General features: G+C 62.1%; 18 protein-coding genes. 4 read left to right on the top strand and 14 right to left on the bottom strand.

What is annotated here, in order from left to right; genetic code table 11:
• Positions 1-3 precede the first annotated feature (3 nt).
• From DWV00_RS17170 to DWV00_RS17155, 4 genes are all read right to left on the bottom strand, one after another.
• Positions 4-423 (bottom strand): HIT family protein, encoded by a 420-nt coding sequence (locus DWV00_RS17170; RefSeq protein WP_115534802.1) that lies wholly within the window; start codon positions 421-423, stop codon positions 4-6.
• A gap of 130 nt (positions 424-553) precedes the next feature.
• Positions 554-1,579 (bottom strand): hypothetical protein, encoded by a 1,026-nt coding sequence (locus DWV00_RS17165; protein WP_115534801.1) that lies wholly within the window; start codon positions 1,577-1,579, stop codon positions 554-556.
• A 273-nt stretch (positions 1,580-1,852) separates the two neighbouring features.
• A complete protein-coding gene (locus tag DWV00_RS17160; protein ID WP_115534800.1) occupies positions 1,853-4,117 on the bottom strand; it encodes an ATP-dependent DNA helicase in 2,265 nt (754 codons plus the stop codon).
• A complete protein-coding gene (locus tag DWV00_RS17155; protein ID WP_115534799.1) occupies positions 4,114-5,826 on the bottom strand; it encodes a VRR-NUC domain-containing protein in 1,713 nt (570 codons plus the stop codon). Before DWV00_RS17155 ends, DWV00_RS17160 begins: the two co-directional genes overlap by 4 nt.
• Positions 5,827-6,001: 175 nt before the next feature.
• Between DWV00_RS17155 and DWV00_RS17150 the strand changes: the two genes are divergently transcribed.
• Positions 6,002-6,667: a DUF1345 domain-containing protein gene (locus tag DWV00_RS17150; protein ID WP_115534798.1), complete on the top strand. Its 666-nt coding sequence runs from the start codon at positions 6,002-6,004 to the stop codon at positions 6,665-6,667.
• A 15-nt stretch (positions 6,668-6,682) separates the two neighbouring features.
• Here the strand turns inward: DWV00_RS17150 and DWV00_RS17145 are convergent, their stop codons facing one another.
• The 4 genes from DWV00_RS17145 to DWV00_RS17130 are packed head-to-tail and all read right to left on the bottom strand — an operon-like array spanning position 6,683 to position 11,228.
• Positions 6,683-8,179 carry a chemotaxis protein CheW gene (locus DWV00_RS17145; RefSeq protein ID WP_115534797.1) on the bottom strand — a complete coding sequence of 499 codons (1,497 nt, stop codon included), beginning with the start codon at positions 8,177-8,179 and terminating at the stop codon, positions 6,683-6,685.
• Between the two features lie 12 nt (positions 8,180-8,191).
• Complete coding sequence (locus DWV00_RS17140) at positions 8,192-8,689, bottom strand: chemotaxis protein CheD (protein WP_115534796.1); 498 nt, start codon at positions 8,687-8,689, stop codon at positions 8,192-8,194.
• Positions 8,673-9,515, bottom strand: coding sequence for a CheR family methyltransferase (locus tag DWV00_RS17135; protein WP_115534795.1), 843 nt, complete (start codon positions 9,513-9,515; stop codon positions 8,673-8,675). Before DWV00_RS17135 ends, DWV00_RS17140 begins: the two co-directional genes overlap by 17 nt.
• A 15-nt stretch (positions 9,516-9,530) precedes the next feature.
• A complete protein-coding gene (locus tag DWV00_RS17130) occupies positions 9,531-11,228 on the bottom strand; it encodes a methyl-accepting chemotaxis protein (protein ID WP_115534794.1) in 1,698 nt (565 codons plus the stop codon).
• A 605-nt stretch (positions 11,229-11,833) separates the two neighbouring features.
• On the opposite strand from DWV00_RS17130, the gene DWV00_RS17125 reads away from it, so the two are divergent.
• The gene (locus tag DWV00_RS17125) at positions 11,834-13,039 is read left to right on the top strand and encodes a glycosyltransferase (protein WP_115534793.1); all 1,206 of its coding nucleotides are present in this window, start codon (positions 11,834-11,836) and stop codon (positions 13,037-13,039) included.
• 171 nt (positions 13,040-13,210) lie between these two features.
• Here DWV00_RS17125 and DWV00_RS17120 read toward each other — a convergent pair whose 3' ends face one another.
• The 5 genes from DWV00_RS17120 to DWV00_RS17100 form a co-directional block, all read right to left on the bottom strand.
• Positions 13,211-14,101, bottom strand: a complete 891-nt coding sequence (locus DWV00_RS17120; RefSeq protein WP_181885494.1) for a GlxA family transcriptional regulator — start codon at positions 14,099-14,101, stop codon at positions 13,211-13,213.
• 1,193 nt (positions 14,102-15,294) lie between these two features.
• Positions 15,295-16,023, bottom strand: a complete 729-nt coding sequence (locus DWV00_RS17115) for a pirin family protein (protein WP_115534791.1) — start codon at positions 16,021-16,023, stop codon at positions 15,295-15,297.
• Between the two features lie 201 nt (positions 16,024-16,224).
• The gene (locus DWV00_RS17110; RefSeq protein ID WP_115534790.1) at positions 16,225-17,199 is read right to left on the bottom strand and encodes a sensor histidine kinase; all 975 of its coding nucleotides are present in this window, start codon (positions 17,197-17,199) and stop codon (positions 16,225-16,227) included.
• Positions 17,196-17,843: a response regulator gene (locus DWV00_RS17105; protein WP_115534789.1), complete on the bottom strand. Its 648-nt coding sequence runs from the start codon at positions 17,841-17,843 to the stop codon at positions 17,196-17,198. The genes DWV00_RS17110 and DWV00_RS17105 overlap by 4 nt, the downstream gene beginning before the upstream one ends.
• Positions 17,844-18,165: 322 nt before the next feature.
• Positions 18,166-19,083, bottom strand: coding sequence for a LysR family transcriptional regulator (locus tag DWV00_RS17100; RefSeq protein WP_115534788.1), 918 nt, complete (start codon positions 19,081-19,083; stop codon positions 18,166-18,168).
• A 199-nt stretch (positions 19,084-19,282) separates the two neighbouring features.
• Between DWV00_RS17100 and pcaD the strand changes: the two genes are divergently transcribed.
• Both pcaD and DWV00_RS17090 read left to right on the top strand, forming a co-directional pair.
• Complete coding sequence (pcaD, locus tag DWV00_RS17095; protein ID WP_115534787.1) at positions 19,283-20,089, top strand: 3-oxoadipate enol-lactonase; 807 nt, start codon at positions 19,283-19,285, stop codon at positions 20,087-20,089.
• Positions 20,090-20,254: 165 nt separating this feature from the next.
• Positions 20,255-22,129 (top strand): DUF3857 domain-containing transglutaminase family protein, encoded by a 1,875-nt coding sequence (locus DWV00_RS17090; protein WP_115534786.1) that lies wholly within the window; start codon positions 20,255-20,257, stop codon positions 22,127-22,129.
• A 12-nt stretch (positions 22,130-22,141) separates the two neighbouring features.
• On the opposite strand, the gene DWV00_RS17085 is transcribed toward DWV00_RS17090, so the two are convergent.
• Complete coding sequence (locus DWV00_RS17085) at positions 22,142-22,450, bottom strand: DUF4148 domain-containing protein (RefSeq protein ID WP_115534785.1); 309 nt, start codon at positions 22,448-22,450, stop codon at positions 22,142-22,144.
• Positions 22,451-22,680: the final 230 nt, after the last annotated feature.

Below are 22,680 nucleotides of genomic sequence, written 5' to 3'. Positions count from 1 at the left end.
CCGCTATACGAGCCGCTCGCGGATACGCTTGGCGAACGCTTCCAGTGTGGCCGCTTCCGCGACCTCTCTCGCATGCAGGCGCAGCGCGACGCCCTCCCAGCGCGGGATCACATGGAAATGCACATGTCCGACCGTTTGGCCGGCAGCGTGCCCATTGAATTGCCCGATGAATACGCCATCCGGCTGGAGCGACTCGCGCACGGCGATCGCGATTCGTTGCGTCATGCGCATGCATGCCACCGTCGCGGCATCCGAGAGTTCGAAGATCTCCACGGCCGGCTCCTTGGGCAGAATCAATACGTGCCCGTCGGCCTGCGGCATCAGATCCATGATGGCCCACGTGGCGTCGTCCTCGGCCACTTTGACGCAGGGCAGTTCGCCTCGCAGGATTTTGGCGAACGGATTGTTGCTGTCGTAGGACATGGCGGTTCTTCGAGAGTGGCAGCGGGTTGAGCAGCGTGCCCGACACGGGTGTATCGGCGATCGTCGCAGACAGGGTAGCCTGAATCACCGAGACGTGCAGCTTCGCCGCCGGTTTTGCCTGTGCCAGACGCTATTTGGGCGATGGTGCGCTTGCGGGCGATCCCCCGTGCGGCACCGGCAACGCCCGATATTCGTCGCGCCACTTCTGCAGGTCGCCGTTCGATTGCGGAGCCAGTTCCAAGAACGTACTGGCCGATGCCTTTTGGAATGCCTTCAGCGCGTCGGCGAACACGCGGATTTCATGTTTCTCGGCGGGCAACGACAGAAATGCCGTGAAGGCCGGCATGTCCACCGCGAATTCCCTATCGACTTGATCGATGGCGCCGCCTTCGAAGGCGGCCGTCATGTTGATCAGTACCGGCCCGACCGTACCGCCGCTGGTATCGTCGCCGGTGTGGGCCGCATCGTCTTGCCATTGCTGGATCGCCGATATTTCGCGCGACATCAGCAGCAGCGTCGCGCGTCGCTTCAAGACTTCCGGTGCGAGCGCCGGCGGTGGAGCCGCTTTGTTCATTGGGCTGCGCGACATGAAGAGCTGCCGTAGCACGCTGCTTTCGATCGCGGCCATGCGGCTCTGGAATGCCAGAAACCGGCGGCCGGTGTCCGTCGCGTAAAACTCGATCAGCACGACGGCATCCGCGCGAGACAGATGCCGAGCGTCGCTTTGCGCGAGGGCATCGCGGTACATCCGCTCCAATTTCGGCTGTACGACTTTGATCCGATCCTCCCGGCGCCGGGCGCAGTCTCGAGCGATCGCCTGGCGCATCGGCTCCCAGCGCGGGTCGCGCTCATTCCAATTCGGGTTTTCCGGGGCCACGATGTGGATATAGAGCGCCACGCATTGATCGATGCCGCTGTCCTCGGCCTCGTTCGTTTGCATCGCCGGCGGGGCGACTTGCCCGACTTGGCTCGTCACCAATCGTTCGATTTGCTTCGGATTTGCGAGAGTGGACGGCACCGGGGCCAATGCCGCCGTTCGCTGATGGGATGCTTCAAGCGTAAACGCCGGTGCTTGCAGTGTCTGCTCCGCATAGTCAGGCGCGTACAGCCCCAGCAAGGCAATGCCGGTGCCGATCAGCACGGCGCGTCTGAACATGGCGATCCCCCGGTTTGTGCGGCCTCCCTCTTTTGTTCGAACACCGGTGCGTTGCCGATATTCGATTCGCGCAGCATCGGAGGGCCGCGTTTGCGCATTCTGGGGAATCGCGCTATCCGCGTCTGAGCGTTGGCGCACTCAACGTCGACTTGACGAGCGAACGCGTGTGCATTTAAACAGCGTTCGCGCTTCAAGAGAAGGCTCGCGCTCTGACAGAAAGCAGGCGCTTTCATAGAAAGCTCCTGCTTTTCCCGACGCCCCTAGGCGTCCCGTTCAGGGCAAAGCCCACCACCCCGGCAACAGCCGCCGCACTTCGGCGCGCCGATACCGGTCGTCGATCAAATGCAATACGCCGACGTCGGTCTCGGTGCGGATGACGCGGCCGGCCGCCTGCACGATCTTCTGCAAGCCCGGATACAAGTAGACATAGTCGTAGCCGCTGCCGAACTTGGCGTCCATCTTGCGGCGCATGGCTTCGTTGACGTCGTTCACTTGGGGCAGGCCGAGCGTGGCGACGAACGCACCGATCAGCTGATCGCCGACGAGATCGACCCCTTCCGAAAACGCGCCGCCGAGCACGGCGAGCCCGATGCCGCGATCGGTCGTCCGGAAGCGCGCCAGGAACGCGTCGCGCGCCGCTTCATCCATGCCGGGCGCCTGGATCCAGATCGGCACGTCGGGATGACGTTCGCGCATCTGGTCGGCGATGCGCTGCAGATAGTCGAAGCTGCTTAGGAATCCCAAGTAATTGCCGGGAACGTCCGCGTATTGGCGGGCCATTAAATCGACGATCGGTACGAGCGAGCGCTCTCGGTCGCGCCATCGCGTGGAGACGTGCGCGGCGACGTGGATCTTCAGTTGCCCGGCGCGAAACGGACCTTCGACATCGATGGCGGCAGTGCCGTCGGGCAACCCGAGCATGTCGCGATAGAACTGCTCGGGAGAGAACGTGCCCGAAAACATGACGGTGGCTTGCGCCGCCGCATGCCGCGCGGCGAGGAAGTGCGCCGGAACGACATTGCGCACGCAGAGCGTCGAAAAGGGCCTATCGCTTCCAGCGGAACCCTCTCCACGCAGGCTCACATCGAATACCGAATGCTCGCCGAATTGTTCGGATAACGAAACGAAATGCATCGCATCGAAGAAAACACGCAGCAACGTATCGTCGAGCGAGAGCGGCGCATCGGCGAGGTGATCGGTGACGGCGCCGATCAGGTTCTGCGCGGCCGACAAGACGCGCGGCGGCACTTCGGGGCGCGTTTGATAGGCGCTCGTTTGTTCTCGATTGAGCGCGCTCCATTCGCGCTGCAGTCGTTGCAGCGGCTTTTTCAGCTCGGCCGGCGCGCTCTTGCCGGCGGCTTTGAACGCGCCTTGCTCGATCTCGGCCGTGTACATCTTGCGTCCGCGCTCGAGCATGTTGTGCGCTTCGTCGACGAGCACGGCGACGCGCCACTGATTGATGCGTGTGAGCGAGTACAGCAAGGCGCTGCTGTCGTAGTAGTAGTTGTAGTCGCCTACGACAACGTCGCACCAGCGCGTAAGTTCCTGAGCCAGGTAATAAGGACATACGTCGTGCGCAAGCGCCGCGCGCCGCACCGTTTCGCGATCGAGGCGCCGGCTCGAAAGGGCCGTTTCGCGCGCCGGCGCCAGTCGGTCGTAGAACCCCCTTGCAAGCGGACACGATTCGCCATGACACGACTTGTCGGGGTGTTCGCAGGCTTTGTCGCGGGCCACGAGTTCGAGCGTTCGCAACGGCAAGTCGCTCTCGGCTCGATGCAGCGAATCGATCGCATCGAGCGCCAGCGCCCGTCCCGGCGTTTTCGCCGTCAGAAAGAAGATGCGCTCGACGTGTCCTTGTCCGCATGCCTTGAGCGCGGGGAAGAGCGTGGCGAGGGTCTTGCCGATGCCGGTGGGTGCTTGGGCCATCAATGCGCGGCCGTCGCGAGCCGCGCGGTAGACGGCCACCGCGAGATCGCGCTGCCCGCTTCGAAACGTGCCATGCGGAAACTGTAAATCTCCGAGCGCCGCATCGCGCCGGCTTCGATGCTCGGCTTCGCGCATCGCCCATTCGAGAAATCGTTCGCACTGCGTATCGAAGAAGGCGCGCAGCGCTTGCGCGTCGTGCGTTTGCGTCAGCACCGTTTCCTTGCGCGAGCCGATGTCGAAGTAGACGAGCGCGACGTTCAGTTCGGCAAGCCCGCGCGCTTGGCAGAGCAGGTGGCCGTAGACGAGCGCCTGCGCCCAATGCAGCGTCCGGTGATTGTCCGGCATCGACTCGAGCCGGCCTCGATACGTTTTGATCTCCTCGAGCCGGTTGAGTGCCGCGTCATAGCCGTCGGCGCGCCCGCGCACCGTCAATTCACCGTGAGTGCCGCTCAGCGTCAGTTCGGCTTCGTACCCCGCGGGGCGCCGCGAGGTGACCGTCGCGTGGCCTTCGATCCCTTCGAGCGCCGTCGGCGACGGCGTGAAGCGCAGGTCGAGGTCGCCATGCTTGGCCGTGAATTCGCAGAGCGTGCGGACGGCGACGACGTAGCTCATGCCGCTGCCTGCTCGTCGTTGTCGTTCTCGTACTCGTTGCTATCCGTCCAGCGCACGTCGAGGACGCGGACCGGCATCCCATGAGCGATGCAAAAACGCAGCCAGCGCGTTTGATTGTCTTGCAGCTTGTCGCCGGGGCCCTTGACCTCGATGAACTCGTAGCGCTTTTCCCGCGGCCAAAACCGCACGAGGTCGGGCAAGCCCGACCGGTTTTCGCGGATATCGGACAGCAGCCGCGAAAACCATAGCTTCAGGTGGGCGGCGGGCAGGCAATCGAGCGCAATGTCGACGAGTTCGGCCGTGAGCATGCCCCAGAACACGAACGGCGATTGAAGGCCGGCTTTGTGTTCGAAGTGACGGCGTATCGTCGAGCGGTAGTCGCCTCCATCGAGTTGTACAAGACATCGCGCAAACGCTTCGGCACGTTTGGCCAAGAAATCGGGCGCGTGCAGATCGGCCGGCCCGCGTTGGAACGGGTGAAAAAATGCACCCGGCACGGGAGCGAACACGGCCTCCCAGCAGAGCAAGCCGAACAGCGAGTTGATCAGCCCGTTTTCGACATAGAACACGGGCGCCGCATCGGTGCCGAGATGATCGCGCGCGACGTGCTCGACGGCGAACGGTTCGTCGGGATAGGCGAGGGCGAGCGTTTCCCGTTCGATGTGGGTTTCGTTTTCCCTTTCCCTTTCCCTTTCCCGCGGCGTACGCGCTGCCGGTTGCCCGGCGGCTTTATTCAAGCGCGGCATCATTCTGGCGATGCGCTGGGCTTCGGCCTCGCTTTCGGGCTCGCGCAGCGATTGGCGAGCCAAGTCGAGCGCCGCGTCAAATCGGCCATCGCGTTCGAGTACGCGGATGCGGCGGTGCCGCGCGCCGGGCCACGTGCTGCGCTGATAGGCGCCCTCCGCGACCGACCAGCAAGCGAGACGCTCGGCATGGTTGCCAACGCTGAACAGCAATTTGGCACGTCGCGTTTCGAGCCAAGCGTTGTCGATATCGATCGCCATTGCCATGGCGAGCAGGGCATCGATGTCGTGCGCGACGGCGAGCGAATCGAGTGCCGTGCGGCACGCATGCAACGAGAGATAGGCGTCGATGTCGGCCCGTGTTTGGAACGCACGCGCCGACGGCGGGAACGGCACGGACTCGTATCGGTAGACGCCCAGATCCGCCAGCACGAACTCCGACCAGTCTTGATGAAGGTTGCCGAAGAACATGAGCCGCAAGCGCTCGCAGAGCGGATCGATCGTCGTGCGTATTGCGCGGTCCGCTGCGCCGACGGCCCACTCTCCGTAGCGACGCGGTTCCGGATAATCGCCGCGAATGGCGTCGAGCCATTCCGCTTTGCGTGCGTGCTTGCCGCCGGTGCTTGCCGGAAACATACGCGCGAGTTCGGGGCGGGTCGCGACCGCGAACACCTCGTCGATCGTCAGCGGGGCATCCGCATCGAGCCATCCGAGCTTTGCCGGCGCGGCGGCGGCCTCGAGCGGACAACCGATTTCCTCATAGACGAGACGGCTCGCGCGAAACAGCGGCCCACGGCGCATCAGCATGCGCACGAGCAGTGCGCGCGACGGCTGTGGCAGATCGGGGAACGCTTGCAGAAAGCCGAGTTCGCTCGCATCGAGCAGGCCGTCGTAGCGCTCGGCGATCCACGCCAGTGCGCGCTCGAAGTTCAGCAGGTAGTAGGGCGAGGAAGCGGGGAGCTGCACGGCGGCTCGGTGGGACTGTATAAATATACAGGGATGATAGCAAATTCGCGGAGGGCGGCGCCGTCTTCCGCGGCCCGCGGCGATGCCCTTGACGGCTCGAGCGGCGATAATGGCCGCCGGCCGGCTCGCACATTAGGGCGGCCGCGACTTCCTCACTTCACTCGACCGGAATCCTATGGGCGCATCCGCACGTATCGTTCGCTTCTTGAGTCATCGTCCACGAATCTTCATCGCCACGGCCGTCGGCATCCTGGTTTTCTTCATCGAGCCTTGGCATCTGCGGCCGATTCAGCGGCCGTTGTTTGCGTGGGATATCGGCATGTGGTCGTATCTCGTCTTGATCTGGATTCGGATGGTCACGGCGAGCCCGGAAGACGTGCAGCGCGTGGCCGAGCGCGAAGACGAAGGCGCGAGCGCCGTGCTCGCGATCATCACGATGGCCGCGATCGCAAGCATCGTGGCCATCGTGGTCGAGCTGGCATCCGCGAAGGGGCTCGGTACGGTGCAGGCGAGCATCAACTATGCGCTGACCGGCGCGACGATGGTCGGCGCTTGGCTTTTGATTCCGACGGTGTTTACGCTGGAGTACGCACGTCACTATCACCAGGCCGACGAACGCCGGCCTTCGCTGAAGTTTCCGAACAACGGCGAGTCGCTCGACTATTGGGACTTCATGTACTTCTCGTTCACGATCGCGGTGGCGTCGCAGACGTCCGACGTGTCCGTCTGCTCGAAGCGCGCGAGGCGGATCACGTTGGCGCAGTCGATCTTGTCGTTCTTCTTCAATGCGGCGGTGCTGGGCCTGTGCGTGAACATCGCGGCGGGATTGATGGGGTCTTGAGCGAGGATCGACGGCTCACGCGGCCAAAGCGTGCGCGCCTTGCCGGCACACGGCCTCGAGATCGATCATCAGCATCATCGTGCCGCAGCCAGGCACCTCGATGCACCCGTCGAGCGAGGCCGCGAGCCGCTGGCCCGCCTGCTGCTTGAGGACGGCCGGCACGCCGATCCGCTTGGCCGTGTCGAGCGTGACGATGTTATCGAGCCCGTCCACCACCAAGCCGTGCTTTTCGCCTTGAAGTTCGACGATCAGAACTTTGGCCATCTCGCGATTCGCGAGGGCGGGCATGTCGAACAGCGTGCGCACGTCCAGTAAGGTGACCAGTTCGTGGCGCAGATTCAGTACGCCGAGCACATGCTTTGGCAGCCCGGGCGTCGCGACGATCTCGTCGGGCAGGTCGATGACTTCGCGCAACCGGCCGATCGGCACGCCGAACAATTGATCGAGCCGGAACGTGACCCAAGTTTCGCGGGAGCCGCGGGTTGTTCCTTTGTTGCCTAGGGCCTCGACCTTCCTATCCTTGTACAGTTGGCGATGACCGTGCGCGATTTGCTTGATTCGCGCGTACCCGCACAGCGCATCCGGCTTCAAGAGGATCAGGCTGCCGCCGTCGTCGTCGGCCAAGCAGCCCGCGAACCAGTCGACATGACGCTGCGCGTAGCTCGGCATGGCCAGAAGCTGGTCGTCGCGATAGCCGACGATGCGCGATACCTCGTCGACGAGCAGACCGAAATACACCGCGTCGTCCTTGAGGATGACGATCCTGCGGTCGTCCGAGACGTCGTCGACCGAGGGATCGGCTGACGTCGTGCCAACACCGATCAGTCGTGCGAAGTCGATCACCGGCAGGATATCGCCGCGCAGATTGAGCATCCCGACGCAGAGCGCGTCGCCGAGCGGCGACGGATGCATCGACGGCACGCGGACGATTTCGCGGATGCCCTCCATGGGCAGCGCGAGCTGCGTATCGCCGACGCGGAACGCTACCGTTTGCCGCTGCGGGGCGCGCCGCACGACCGACATCCCACGTTGGCGCATATGCGGCACCTCGGGAATGCCGAGCAGCGCGCTGACCGAAAGGATCTGCACGATGCGTTCGCCTTCGTCGAGCTTCAGGCATCCGCCGATGACGCCCTTCGCACCGTCCGCCTGCTCGAACATGATGTTTTCGGACGCTTGCACGCGTAGAATTTCCCGCGTGGCATCGAACATCAGCCCGACGCAGGTCTCGCCCAAATTGACGATGGCAATCTTGCTCGATGCGCGGCACGGCTCACCGGCGATATCGAGCATTCCCCGCAAGTCCACGATGGGGATCAAGGTGCCGCGCAGGTTGAAGATGCCGAGCAGATGCTCCGGCGAAAGCGGCGAGCGCGTCACGTTCGACGGATAGTCGACCACCTCCTGCAGCATGTCCACGGCGATCGCGAGCTCGCTGTCACCCAGCAGAAACGATCCGTACACTTCGACGGCGGTGCCGTCTTTCGCGCTTGAGTTGCTCGTGTTTTCCATGGTGACCCCGGGTTAGCTGGGACGCGTAAAAGTACGGACAGCGTAGTTGTGCCCGACGCAGTCGACGATCAGTTGCCGGCCGTGCTCGCCGCCCACGTCGGCGTGGACGATCGACATCCCCAAGGACGCCAGCAGGCCGCACGCCATGCGCACGTTTTGATCGCCGATGGCACCGTATTTCGTCGCGCGAGCGGGCGCCATCATGCTCGCGCCGCCTGCCAAGACGACTTCGATGGAACGGCGAGCCTCCGCGGTGATGTTCATCAAGCGAAGCAAACAAGGCACTGCGTCGGTTACGTAGCGTGCGCTCGTGTCCCCGTTCGCGGCGCAGCGCCGGCTGCCGGCCTGCCCGTCTCCGGGCAGCAGACAGTGAGCGAGTCCGTAGACGTCGCGCTCACGCCACAGCATCGCGATGCCGACGCACGAGCCCAGGGTCGCGCGCAGCAGATCCGGCCCGCGGCCGATCGCGATCTCGCCCATGCGCACATGGATGTCACGCGCCGCTGTCATGCGCCACCTTGCCGTTCCGGTAGATCAGCGGTTGTTCGAACCTGAAGCCGGTCTTCAAGCGGCTCAAGGATTCCGACTCTCCGACGACGAGGACGGCATCGAGCTTCATCGCGCGCCGAACGTTCTCGAGCACCTGCTCTTGGCCCGTCGAATCGAAGTAGATGAGGACGTTGCGCAGCATCGCCAAATCCACGTCTTCGATGGCGCGCACCGCCTGATGCAGGTTGATTTTCCGGAACGCAACCCGCGCGCGCAGCGCGGCGCTCACGCTGTACCCGTCCGTTCCGAGCGAAAAATATTTTTCGACGAACGCGGGCCGCGATGCCTTGAGCGCTTCGATATTGCGTCCTTGAAAGATCCCCCGCGAGGCCTTGCCGAGAATTTCATCGCTGATATCCGTCGCGACGATGCTGTACCGGAATGCGGGGTGCACGCTGCGGAACTCCTCGCACGTCATGGCGGCCGAGTACGCTTCCTCGCCGCTCGACGAGGCGGCGGACCAGATTCGCAAGACGGCCCCCGCGTTGCGCCTGTGCCAATGCGGCAGGAAATCGTGAGCGACGTACTCCCAGACGCGAGGCGTTCTGAAGAACGACGTTTCGTTGGTCGTCACGAGATCGATGAAGTCGTCGATTTCTTGCGGGCGCTCTTCGAGCAGCCGCAGATAGGCGGGGTAGCCCGGCAACGCGAGCGCATGCAGCCGGCGGCGCAAGCGGCCCGCCAGCATCGGCCACTTGCGCTCGTTCATGACGATGCCGGTATGACGGTACACGTGCTCGAAGAGCGCGGTGCGCGTTGCCGGATCCGCTTCGTGGTCGATGTCCAAGCGAGCCTCGACGGGTCAAACCTTGAACCGCGCAACGGTGTCGTCGAGCGAGCCCGCGCCCTTCTTCAAGGTAGCGGTTTGGCGCGCGATCGTGTCGCAGGCTTCGGCCGAGCTTTCGGTCGATTCGGCGACGTGCTGAATCGCCGTGCCCACCTCGCGCGCCGCGACGAGTTGCTCGTCCGCGGCGACCGAGATCTCCGAGATGGCTTGGGTCGTGCGGCTCACGCCTTCCACGATTTTCTCGAACGCTTCGCCGGCCTGCTTCGATATTTCGCTGCCTTGGGCCACGCGCTTGACGGATTCGGCGATCAGTTTCGAGATTTCCTTGGCCGCTTCGGAGGAGCGCTCCGCCAGCTTGCGCACTTCGCCCGCGACGACCGAGAAGCCGAGTCCGTGCTCGCCGGCGCGCGCCGCCTCGATCGCCGCGTTGAACGCCAACAGGTCGGTCTTGCTTGCGATTTCGCCGATGACCTTGATGATTTCGCTGATGTCTTCGGACGACTTCTGAATGAGCTGCATGGCCTCGATCGAGCTGCCGACGGCCTTGGCGCCGCGCGAGGCTTCCTGCTGCGTTTGCTGTGCCATGCCATTGGCGTTGCGCGAGTTGTCGGCAATCGAGTTGATCGAGGCCGTCAACTCTTCGATGGAAGCGTTCATCTCTTCGACCGTGGCCCCGAGCGTTTGCGTGCTGCCCGCGACGCTGTCGGCCTTGCCGGCGATATCCTGCGAGGCTGAGGAGAAATCGCTTGCCGACTCCACGATACGGGCGATCACGCCGCGCAAGTCGACCATCATCCCGTGGATCCCGTTCGCCAATTGGTCGATCGGGTCGTTTCCTTGAACCGAAATCTCACCCGTCAGGTCGCCGGCCGCCGCACGGCTCACGATCGCGAGGAGATCCGCCACCTTGCGCCGATCTTCTTCGGCGCGGCGGCGTACGTCGTTTTCCATGTGAACCTGCGCCGTCACGTCGGTCGCGAACTTCACGATCTTGGCGACGCGGCCGCTCAGATCGAAGATCGGGTTGTAGGTTGCCTGAATCCAGATTTCCTTGCCGCCTTTGCCGAGACGCTTGTAGCGGCCGGAATCGAATTCGCCACGGTTGAGCTTGGCCCAGAATTCGCGGTACTCGGGGCTGGCGGCGTGTTCCGGCTCGCAGAACAGGCGATGGTGCTGGCCTTCGATCTCGTCCAGACGATAGCCGAGGGCGTCGAGAAAGTTCTGGTTGGCGACGAGTACGTGCCCGGACGGATCGAATTCGATGACGGCCTGAGCCTTGTCGATGGCAAGAACTTTTCCTTCGTACTCGGCGTTCTTCATGCGAGCGGCCGTGACATCGGTCGCGAATTTGATGATCTTGTAGGGCTTGCCGCTGGAATCGAGCACCGGGTTGTAGGAGGCATTGATCCAGATTTCCCTGCCGCCTTTCGCAAGACGCTTGTATTCGCCTTGATCGAATTCGCCGCGGCCCAGTTTTTGCCAGAACAGCTGGTAGGCCTGAGTGCTCGTATAGGCCGTATCGCAGAAGATTCGGTGATGCCGGCCCTTCACTTCATCGAGCGTGTAGCCGAGCGCCTTCAAGAAGTTGTCGTTGGCATGCAGGATGATGCCGTCCAAATCGAACTCGATGACCGCTTGAACACGGTTGAGCGCCGCGCTGACAGCATGCAGTTCGTTCTCGTCAAGCTCGCGCTCGATCGTAGCCATATCCATTACGTCTTCCCTTGAAACGGCGCCTTGTTAGGGCATGAACGCGGCGGCCGACACGTGGCGATGCAAGAGTGCGTTCAGCGTTCACGCGCGGTTGCGTTGCGCGCGGCGGCGGAGCGAGGCGGGCGCCCTTTTTTACGACGGCCGCGGCGATCGATAATCGCCTCGGCTTGCTTTTGTTTACGGCCGAACATGCATCGTCTTTAGTCGCGATTCCAAAAAAATTATTCGGAGACGATGACAGATGCAATTGGCGTAGCCAACGGGGCGACGACAAGAATTAGCGCGCCGCCCCGCAATGTGGCTTATTTTTCAGTCAGGTCGGCGTGCCTGAAATCTCAATCGCCCGTTTCATGCGCGGCACGGTAGCGTGGCGCTGCGGTAGGCCTGGCGCCCAAGCCTGGCCTGTGCTGGCGGTGGAGCGAGCCGGATTAGGTGTTTTCGGTCATTTTTTCAGCCATCATTGATCGACATCAAACAAAGCGGCATATTTTAGGAAAGCAACGAACTCGAACTCGACGCCTCTCTAATCGCCCCAATATGCGCATTCATTTCGTCATCGGCAATTCGAGTGCCCCGGCGCGTGTAAAACCAGCTCGCTCGACGCTATGAAACCTTGCGCGCTCGTTATAGAGCCGGAACTGTCCGGTTACCGCTGGCATTACGTTCAGTGGACGATCGAAGCGCTCGTCGAAGCGGGGTACGAGTGCATCTTGTGGACGGCGCCACGGTATCGCGACCATCCGCTCTTGCTCGGCTACGAGGTCTCGCGCTCCGCCGTGAAAATAGCCAGCGATGACTGGGCCGGGGATCGCGGCCACGTTTTCCCCCGTGCCGTATTGACCGCCGTCAAAGCGAGCTTCGGCCCTCACGCCGCCTTCGCGTCCGTCTATCGCCGCGTGATTCGATCCGAACCGGTCGATCTCGTGGTCGTGCCTTCCGGCGACTCGATTCTGAATGCGGCCGGCCTGCTGGGCTCGCCGTTCGGCGTGACGCGCTGGATCTGCATCGTGACGGGGCAAACATTCCATCTGCGGGACATGAAGGTCGCAGCGCCACGCCGTCCTCTCAAGGAACTCATACAAAAGCGTCTTTTTTATAACGCGTTGCGCCGCGGGAATTTGTCGGCCGTGTTGACGATCGATCCCACGCTTTCGGTTTGGCATGCGAACTCGCCCCTGGCCGCCGGTTGTCCGCCGCTCCATTATCTGGCGGGTCCGTTTCCCGACGCGGAATACGTCGAGCGGCGCGAGGCGAGGGCGCGCCTGGGAATCGGGGACGAGCACTGCATTCTCGTGTATGGCGCGATCTCGGACGGCAAGGGCATCAAAGAATTGTTGCATGCATGCATGCGGCGACGCGAGCACCCGCGGATCGTCGTCGCCGGCGAGCAAAGCGAGGACGTCCGTGCTTTCATTGCGTCGATCGGCGGCGGGTTGTTCAGTCCGATGACCGTGTTCGATCAATTCATCTCGCCGGAAATGGAAGCGGATTTGTTTTGCGCATGCGATGTCGTGTGGGTCGGCTACAAGGGGCACTACGGCATGAGCAGCGTGCTTGCGCAGGCATGCCGCTATTGGAAGACGGTGATCGCGACGCAATCCGGTCTGATCGGATGGTTTGCCGAGCGTGAAGGGTTCGGCCCGTTGCTGCCCGACTTGTCGGCCGCGTCCATCAATGCGGCGATCGACGAAGCGCTCGAACTCAGCGGTAGCGCTCGAGCGGCCTCGCAGTCGGAAAGCGACGAATTGCTCGCGCGCGATACGGTGCATCACTTCAAGAAAATCGTGCGGACCGCTTTGACGAGCAGTTGAACCGGTATCACGAGATCGGCGTGCGATCGATGCGCGGCCGGCGGCCGGCCATCGGTAGTCAATGCGAAGTCGATGCCGAGCGTGTTCGTCGGACGATCACGGCTTGCACTGTGCAGTCGTGACGGTCCGACGATCGCGGTCGGCGACGGACCTACTCGGCTTGTCGGACGGTCAAACCGTTGCCCGAGTATGGCGAAGGCGATATTCGGTGGGCGACACTGTCAGCCGTTTACGGAACATCTTCGCCAAGTTGTCGCCGTTTCGCATCCCGCTGTGGCGCGCAATCACGTCGACGGGGAGCTTGGTCTCGACGAGCAGGCGCCGCGTGAGTTCCAGGCGCGCTTGCAGCAGGAATTCCGAGGGCGTCGTGCCCATCTCGCGCTTGAAGTGGCGCAAGTAATTGCGCTGGCTCATCGCCGCCACGCGCGCGGCGTCGACGATCGTAATGTCTTGCTCGCAATTGGCCAACAGCCAGCGCGCGGATTCGCGGACATGGTCGCTCGTGCTGCGATGGCTGTTGCGGCTCAGCTTCGGCAGCAATACGCGGCTCGTGCCCGGCATCAGCCGCTCCGCGATCTTCATGGCGAGTTCGAGACCGAGATCCCGCTTGACTTGGAACAGCGCGAGGCAGAGCAGGCGATGTTGGTCGTCGCCGGAGCCCGGCATGTATTCGGCCGCGCCGCGCGGCTCCAACGCCGAGGTCCAGACGCCGCTTCCGCCGAATTTTCTTTGACGGTGCGCATCCATGGAGGCCAGCGCGGCTTGACTGACGATCGGCTCGATCCGGTCCGTCTTTTGATAGATGACGCGCAGCCAGCGGACGAACGGGTTGTCGCGCGCGGCCAGTGCCGCGCCGGCGTCGCCCACGATGATCAGCGTATGCAGATCGCCCAGGTGGCGCGCTTCCAAGCGGTCGGTCGAGACGCGCGCGGACGAAGAGCATACGACGTCGCCGCCGTCGATCGACAGCAAGCGGACGTTATACCGCTTTGTCTTTTCCGTGCCGGGTCCGCCCAGTTCGTTGGCCAAATCGAACACCTCGGCAACCATGCCGGCGGTCATGAAAGAAAAACCCTTGAACAGCAGAAGACCAATTTGCTTGCAGTGCGGACTCTCATCCGTTACCACACGTCGCGGCTCGATAGTGTGAACAATGCTATTTTTTTCCATTTTTTCAACGATCATGGCTGGCTCCTTGGTTTCCATATGCGTGGATTTAATAACAAAAACTGAATCTGTATGATTTTTGTCTAATTTCTTTTATTTTTTTCTGTGCATACGTTTTAAGCGACTGCCGGTTAGTTAAAAATGTTAGATTTGCCGTAAGCTTTGGTTTATGCGAATTGGCTTGCTGCTGTTGTGATGGATTCGGTCGAATGCTTTCGCGGCCGAGGGCGTGTCGTTTCAGTGCTGGGAGCGTTCCCGGGTTTGGTGCGTTACCCCTTTCGATGCATCGGACGGATAACCATCCCGGGGACCGATAATAAAAGGACGTGCGTTAAATTTCTACATAAAACTAATGCATCAAAATGTATCTGTTATCTCAGGGAAGTGTGAAGGCCTTTGACCTTTCTTATGTTTCTCGGCAGTTGAACGGGGCCCTTCGGCTTGATTCGAGCGATTACCAGGATGCAATGCAGCCGGCATCTCCGGCGTAAGTTCCGGTAACACATCTGCCCGCCAATGAGGTCAGAATCAGGGCGATTGCAATAGGGGAGTCATGTATCTCAGAAAATCCCGCCAGCGCAAACGTTGTCGCCCATTCGGCGGCTCTGTAGGTGTGCCGCGGATGGGTGAAGCTGTCAATACGACTTCCAATTCTTTCTCCCGATGAGGTGCAGTGATATCCAAGTGGAGATGATGGATGGCGTGACGCGCGGCGCGGCGTCATTGTCTGCGATTTCACTTGCGGGAAAATATGCCGTGATGGCAAATTCAACGCAACCGCAGCCTCAAAAATGGCGGATAACTGCTACTTCATCGTGAAAATCATGCTATTCAACCATGACTAAACTGCCATTTGACAGTGTGAAACTGTGCTGGTCGCTCCGCGGGGCGGATGGAATGGCGGTTTTGTAAAGTCGGCCGATTCGAACGGCCGGTCGAAAAGCGTACAAATGACCGAAGCCGGGAGCGTCTTCTGAAAACGCTGCCCGGCTTCGGATTATCAGGGCCGCAGGCCAACTTGCGCTGGCTCAATGAGAAGCCGCGCCCGCCGCCGCAGTCCGGTCATTGCGGTTTCAGCGATGACGGCTTCAGCGCATTGGCGGGGTTTCCTGGGCGCGCAAATCGAACACGAGTACCTGCGCGCCGTTTCCTTCGGTCAACGTCAGCGAAGTTTCGCCGCGGAGTTTCGCGCCGTCGCCGGTGCCCAATCGAATGCCGTTTAGCGTCACACTGCCTTCGGCGACATGCACATAGGCGTAGCGCTCGCTCGCCATCGTGAGCGATGCCGTTTCCTCGCCATCGAGATGCGCGGCGTAGACGCGTGCGTCTTGCCGCAGCGCGAGCGAGCCGTCGGTGCCGTCCGGCGAGAGCATCAAGCGCAAGTTGCCGCGCTTTTCCTCCGGGCCCACATGCATTTGCTGATACCGAGGCTGCGCGCCTAGCGACGACTCCGACGGCAGGATCCAGATCTGCAGGAAATGCACGGGATCCTTCGGCGAGGGGTTGTATTCGCTGTGCGCGACGCCACTGCCCGCACTCATCAATTGCACGTCACCCGGCACGATCGTCGAACCGGTGCCCATCGAGTCGCGATGCTCGAGCGCCCCCTCGAGCACGTAGGAGAAAATCTCCATGTCGCGATGCGGGTGACGGCCGAAGCCGCGTCCCGCGGCAACGCGATCGTCGTTGATGACGAGCAGGTCCGAGAAACCGGTTTGCTCCGGGTCGAAGTAATTCGCGAACGAGAAGGTATGGCGCGAGCTGAGCCAGCCGTGTTCCGCGACGCCGCGATCGGCCGCTTTTCTGATTTCGATCATTATCGTTCTCCGAAACGTTAGGACACCAAACGAATGCATCAATGCAGGTGTCGATGGCTAGGGAGTCTATGCCAACGCTTCGGCCGCCAGAAGACATGCCGGGCGGACTCACCGTCTCAGGGATGGGACAATCGCCGAGGGTCGACAGCGTGGGCTTGCAAGGGTAAAGGAGCGCAGGGGGGCCGGCCGGGTGCTGGACCGTTAAGGACGCCGTGCGATGGACGCCAGAGGAAGGCGCACGACAATCGCGAAGCCCGTGCCCGCGGTGCTGCGAATCGAAAGCGTTCCTTCGAATTGAGCCGCGCGGTCTGCCATGCCGGACAGTCCTAGCGAAAGCCGGGGCGGCTTGCCGGTTGGCGATTGATTGCCGACGCCGTCGTCGGCGATCCGCAGCATGCAGACTTCGCCGTCGCGGTAGAAATCGATCGTCACGGTTTGCGCGGACGCATGGCGCGCGACGTTCGTGAGGGCCTCCTGAACGATGCGGAAGATCGCCGTTGCGGCGGGCTCGGAGACGTCGACGCCGTCCATCCTGAAGCGGCACGCGAGCCGAACGTTCGAGCGGTTCGCGAACTCGGCCGCCAGCGACTCCACCGCGGCAGGAAAGCCGAGCCTTTCGAGTGCCAGCGGCTGCAATTGTCGCGTCATCCGCTGGACGGAAACGACCGCGGAATCGATTTGCTCGTGCAAATCGCGTATTGCCGCGTCGAGCCGGCCGCATGGCTTCGGCGCCGCCGCGAGCCGTTCGACGCGCTGCGCAGTCAGCTCCAGGGCACTCAGTTGCTGCCCGAGATCGTCGTGCAGTTCTTGTGCGATGCGTTTGCGCTCTTCTTCCCGGGCCGTTTGCATATCGCCGGCCGGCTCGGCGGCCGGTACCACGGCCGGCACGTCGATCTTTGGTTCGCTTCCCGCCGTGTTGCCGTCGGGGCGAGCCGGTTCGCCGTCCGTTGCCAGCCGATAGCGGCGGCTGAGCGCCAAGCTCACGCGCAGCGTGTCCAGCAGGGCCTGCGCGGCTTGCCGCTCGGCCCCGTCGGTATCGAAGTGCGCGACGCGCGCCTCCTGCTCGCGCACGAGACGGGCCGCGAGTTCGATCGCGCGAGTGATCGCGTGGGCCTCGTCGCACGCCGGTGCGCTCGGCTCGGGGTCGCTCGGGCGCTGAACGTCGGAGGGTTTCACACGATGTCGTGATCGTCGATCAATTGATGGCGCACGGCATAGCGAACGAGCGCGGCATCGTTCGAGAACCGCATGGTCTGACAGACGCGCGCCTTGTAGTTGCTGACGGTCTTGGTGCTCAGGCTCAGCGCCAGCCCGATTTCGGCGGCGGTGTTCCCGCGCGCGAGGCGCATGAAGATATCGAATTCGCGATCGCTGAGCTGCTGATGCGGCGCCGCCTCGGGCGGAGCGATCAGATTGCGCGCGACGTAATCGGCCATCCACGGCCCGACGTAGGTGCCGCCCGCCGAGACTTTGCGCAAAGCGCCCGACAGCTCCGGCGCCGCGGCATGCTTGGTCAGATAGCCGTGCGCGCCCGCCATGAAGGCGCGCAACGCGTAATGACGCTCTTCGTGCATCGTCAATACGAGTACTTTCAATTGCGGCGCTTCTTCGCGGATTTTTCTGATCAATTCGATGCCACTGCGTCCGGGCATCGAAAGGTCGAGCAATAGGAGGTCGGCTCGCGCGCGGCGCACCAATGCGAGCGTGGATGCCGCATCGGACGCTTCGCCTTCGATGCGGATGCCTGGCATGCCTTCGAGGACTTCGCGCAAGCCCTCCCTGAACACGGAGTGATCGTCCGCGAGCAGTATTCGGATCATGCACGCCCGGTGGCTTGCGAAGCCACGGTCAATCTCAGCGCGCGCCGGTTCGTAATGGGCGGTGCTCATCGGATTTGCGAGAGAAACAAGGGGCAATCGGCAACCTCCGCTGCCATCATAATCGCCCGTATTCGTCTAATTGATTGAGGTTTTCCCTGCGGTTATTGCCGACAGGTGATTGGAAGCATCCTACCGCGAGATCGGGACTAACACCAAGGTGCAATTGCACTGAATCGTGTTCCATGGATGAACAGATGATGCACGTACGCCGGCTTGTTTCGCGGGTGGTGCGCAGTCGGGTCCGAGCGTCGTATACGTCTGTTTATTGCGATCGCTTTGAACTGACGAATGCGGCGGGTCCATGTTCGCCGAGGTACCCCCAGAGCCGTTCGGCGACGGGCCCATGAGGCCGGTCCGCGCGGCGGGCGGCGACGATCTTTTCGCGCGCGCCGCGCAAATGGCGCCCGGCCAACGAGCGCAATCGATCGCGACGCAAATCGTCTTCGATCATGTATCGCGGCAAATGCCCCCAGCCCAAGCCCTGCAAGATGATTTCACGCTTCATCGATTGGTCGCTGACCGTGCATTGCGGCGCCCCTTCGACCACGAAGTAATCGTGCGCCGGTGTGTGCTGCGCCGTATCGCGCATCACGCATTGCGTGAGTTCGCGCAAATGCTCGGGTTTGACCGACTTCGGCAAACGTTCAGGCAATAGCACCGGCGCGATCACGGGCACGAGTTCGACCTCGAGAAGGCCGATCCACTCGAGCCGCGGATCGGCCTTCTCGATGCGATGGAGAATCAAATCGGCTTCGCCGTCGAGCAGACGTTCCAGCGGCCCGGCAACGGCTTCGACGTGCAGATGGAGCCGAGTGCCGGGGCATGCGCCGAAGAAACGCGCGAGCAAGGCGAGTGTTTGCTCGCGGGGGCACAGATCGCCGATGACGACGTGCAATTCGCTTTCTTCCCCCATCGCCAATTGCGTCGCGTAGGTGCGCAGGCCGGCGAACTCGTTCAGCAATGTCTGCGCTTTGCGGTGGAACGCGCGGCCGTCGGCCGTCATGCGGACGCGATAGCCGCTGCGATCGAGCAATGCGAGGCCGAGTTGGCGCTCCAATCGCGCAACGGCCGCGAACACGGCCGGGTGCGACCGATGCAATGCTGCCGCGGCGGATTGAAAGCCGCCGGCGCGAACGACGGCATCGAAACATTGCAGGTCGTGAAGCGTGAATTCGTTCATAGCGGGGGCGAGTAGAGATCGAGTCGCGAGGGGCGATGTCGTGGGCTGGAAATTATGACCCGGAATTCGTGGGCCTTTTGATCGGTCATTACAAAGAATATCAAAACTTTGTAATGGCTTTTGCCAGACCGAAAAACTACGATGCTTCCGTCGGACTGAGTCTCTCAACGCCTATCGAGAAATCGAGGAGAAAACAACCATGGAAGATCTCAAGCTATTCACCGCCGGCGACGGCGCTCGGATCGCCTATCGCTTTGACGGCCGCGAAGATGCGCCGGTTTTGATGCTGTCGAATTCGATCGCCACGTCGCTGCGGATGTGGGACGGTGTCATGTCCGATCTCGTCGAACATTTTCGCGTCCTGCGCTACGACACGCGTGGTCACGGCGCGTCCGATGCGCCGGCTGGCGCTTATTCGATCGACCGTCTAGGGCGCGACGTGATCGAGTTGCTGGACGCGCTGCATATCGAGCGCGTGCATTTTCTTGGGCTGTCGCTCGGCGGCATGATCGGGCAGTGGCTCGGCGTTCGCGCGCCGGAGCGGATCGAGCGGCTCATATTGAGCAATACGTCCGCGTATCTCGGGCCGGCCGAATACTTCGACGGCCGTATCGCCGAGCTTGCGAGGATCGCGGGTATCGCGGACATGGGTGAAACCGCTGAGGGATTCATCCGCAATTGGTTTCCGGCGAGCATGATCGAGCAGCGATTTCCCTTCGTCGATGCATTTCGCAAGATGGTGCTGGAAACGTCGCCGCAAGGGCTGGCCGGGGGCTTCGCCGCGGTAAGGGATCTCGATTTTCGCAGGAGCGTGGCACTGATCGACCGGCCTACGCTCGTCATTGCGGGCGAGCACGATACGGTGACGGCGGCGAGTCACGGTGAAGCGATCGCCGCGGCGATACCCGATGCGCGCTATGTGGCGTTGCCTTGCGTGCACCTGCCGAATGTCGAAGTGAGGGATGCGTTTGTCGACGCGGTGAGAGCGTTTTTAATTAGGCCATAACAAGACCGTTCTGTATGGCGTCATGATTTGATCCGCCGCATCGAAATACCAAACGCGATTGTTTTGCTCATGCGACGCTTGTATGATGCGCCGGACAAATCGACAGTCCCGTTAAATCCGATTTCCTTGGCAGCGAAATTCGGCGAAAAATAAGGATCTCAGGGGATGTGCCAACTATTTCTACGCGTGGTATCACAAGCCGCGCGCGCGGCTGCGCTTGGCTTCGTCTTGGCCTGCGCGCATCCCGCAAGCGCGGCGGACGCCCCGGAGTACCGATTCACTCAATATGAACGCGCCGTCACGGTCGACGACTCAGGGCGTACCGTCAAGCATGTGGTATTCAGCGTTGTGCTGTCGAGCGATGCCGCGGTCCAGCGCTTTTCGCAGTACGTCGTGTCGTATAACGGCGATCTGCAAACCTTGACGATCGACGCGGCGCAAACGGTACACGCCAATGGCGAGAAGGTGCCGGCCGACCTCAAGGCGGCTGTGTTCGATCAGCCCACGCCGACGTCGACCGTCGCGCCCATGTTCAGCTCGCAGCGGCTGCGCTTCGTGGCATTTCCCGCGGTGAAGCGAGGAGATACCGTCCAGCTCAGCTATACGCTGACCGATCGCGCACCGATGCTGCCGGGGAAATTCGACGAGATTGTATATTTCCCGCCCACTGAGGCGTACGACGCCGCGCTGGAAACGCTCGATACGCCGGCGGGTATGCCGGTGCGGATCGATGCCAAGGGCATGCAACTTGTCAGCGATACCGTACAAGGCAAGCGGCGGACGCAGATCTACCGTTATCGCACTCCGGCGAACGGGCCCCTGCATGAGCAAGCCGATACCGTGTCGCCGCTCGACACCGGGCCTTACTTCATCGCAACCAACTACGCGGACTACGCGCAGCTTGGGCGAGTCTATGAAGAGGGCGTCGAATCACGCGTTGCGCGGTCGCAGCCCATTCAAGCGCTTGCGGATCGGATTACGCAAGGCGTAACGGATCGACGCCGGCAAGCAGTGCTCATTTACGATTGGGTTAGCCGCAATATTCGCTATCTCGCCGCGTGGGTCGGCGCGGGGCCCGTGGTTCCGCACAACGCCGACGAGGTGCTGCGTAACGGTTACGGCGATTGCAAGGATCACGATGTGCTGTTCATTTCCCTGCTCGCGGCGAAAGGAATACGCGCCGATAGCGTCCTCGTCAATCTAGGCAACAGCTATCGCTTACCTGCGGCGCCGACATGGGCTGCGTTCAATCACGCCATCACCTGGTTGCCTGAATTCGGTGTGTTCGCCGATACGACCAGTGGGTTCTCCCCCTTCGGCGTTCTGACCTTTTCGAGCAGCGACAAGCCCGCGCTCGATACCGTGACCGGACACATGCTGCACACACCTCCGCAAAACGGGGAAAACAGCCTATCGTCGAGCGACTACACAATCAAGGTCGGTGAGAATGGCGATGCGGACGTTCGCGGCGCGTTCGTCCTGAATGGGCAGGCCGCTTTTACGCCCCGACGCGCGCTGTTCCGGTACAGCGGAGACCGGATCGGCTACGAGCTGATGAAGAAAATCGGTCTCACGGGAGCGCTGCATGTCGCGGCACTCAACCGGGGCGCAATCGATCAGCCGCTCGAGCTCGACTTGACGGGGACCGTCAATAGCATCGCCCTCATGCCAGGCCCGGCGGCGCTCGCCATTCCGACGATGCCCGGCTATAGCTCGATCAAAGCGTTTGCCGATTACGTGTTGGTGCAGGCAAGTCAACCGGTGGAAGCGCCGTGTGGTGGGACGGCCGTTCATGAGCACTACGACGTGACATTACCGGCAAGCTCACGAATCATAGCGATTCCGCCCAACGTCGATAGCAAGAACGGCGTGATTCACTATACCGCCACGTACCGTCAAAACGGACAGAGCGTCGAGATCGACCGGGTGCTCGAGCGTAACTTCCAGACGAACGTCTGCGGCCCAGATGTGCTGAAACAATGGTTCGGAACCGCGCTCGAGATCTCGACGGATCTCAAGCGTCAGATTCTGTATCGCTGATTGCGCTGCCGATCAACGGCCGAAATACAGCGAGTCCTTAGCCGCGGCCGTCACGGGCGAGCCCGCGTCCGACGAGCCGGCGCGCACGCCGCCGACTGCCTGGCCATCGCCGTTTTGCGCTTCGACGCGCGCTTGTGCCACTTGAGCGCTGGCCGGATAGTACGGATCGTTGCCCAAGGCGCGCGGGCCGTTGGCTTGTTCGAATTGCGCGAGTTCGGCCTTGACTTGAGCGCGCGTCACGGGGGCATTCGATTGTGCGAAGACGGCAACCGGAGCGACCAAAGCGGCGGCGATCACGACGGATTGAATGAGCGATTTCATGGCAATTGCCTCCAAAAGTTATCTGTCCTGTTTCCTGCACCGGGTTCGTTGCGTGAACCGATGACTGCAGTCTAGCGATTGGAGGCTTTAGGGTTAACGCCTAATTCGATAAATCATCTTTACGAATTCGTTCACAATCGGCGCGTGGGCGAAGAACCATCGCGGCGATTCGAGCGTCGATGTGGAAGGATCGAGAGCGCCCGAAGGGGCGGAAGGGGCTCAGGAAGGGG

This window comes from Trinickia dinghuensis, assembly GCF_003367175.1.
GTDB lineage: Bacteria > Pseudomonadota > Gammaproteobacteria > Burkholderiales > Burkholderiaceae > Trinickia > Trinickia dinghuensis.
The sequence above is the reverse complement of the archived record's forward strand: the minus strand, read 5'-3'. Positions and strand labels throughout refer to the sequence as shown.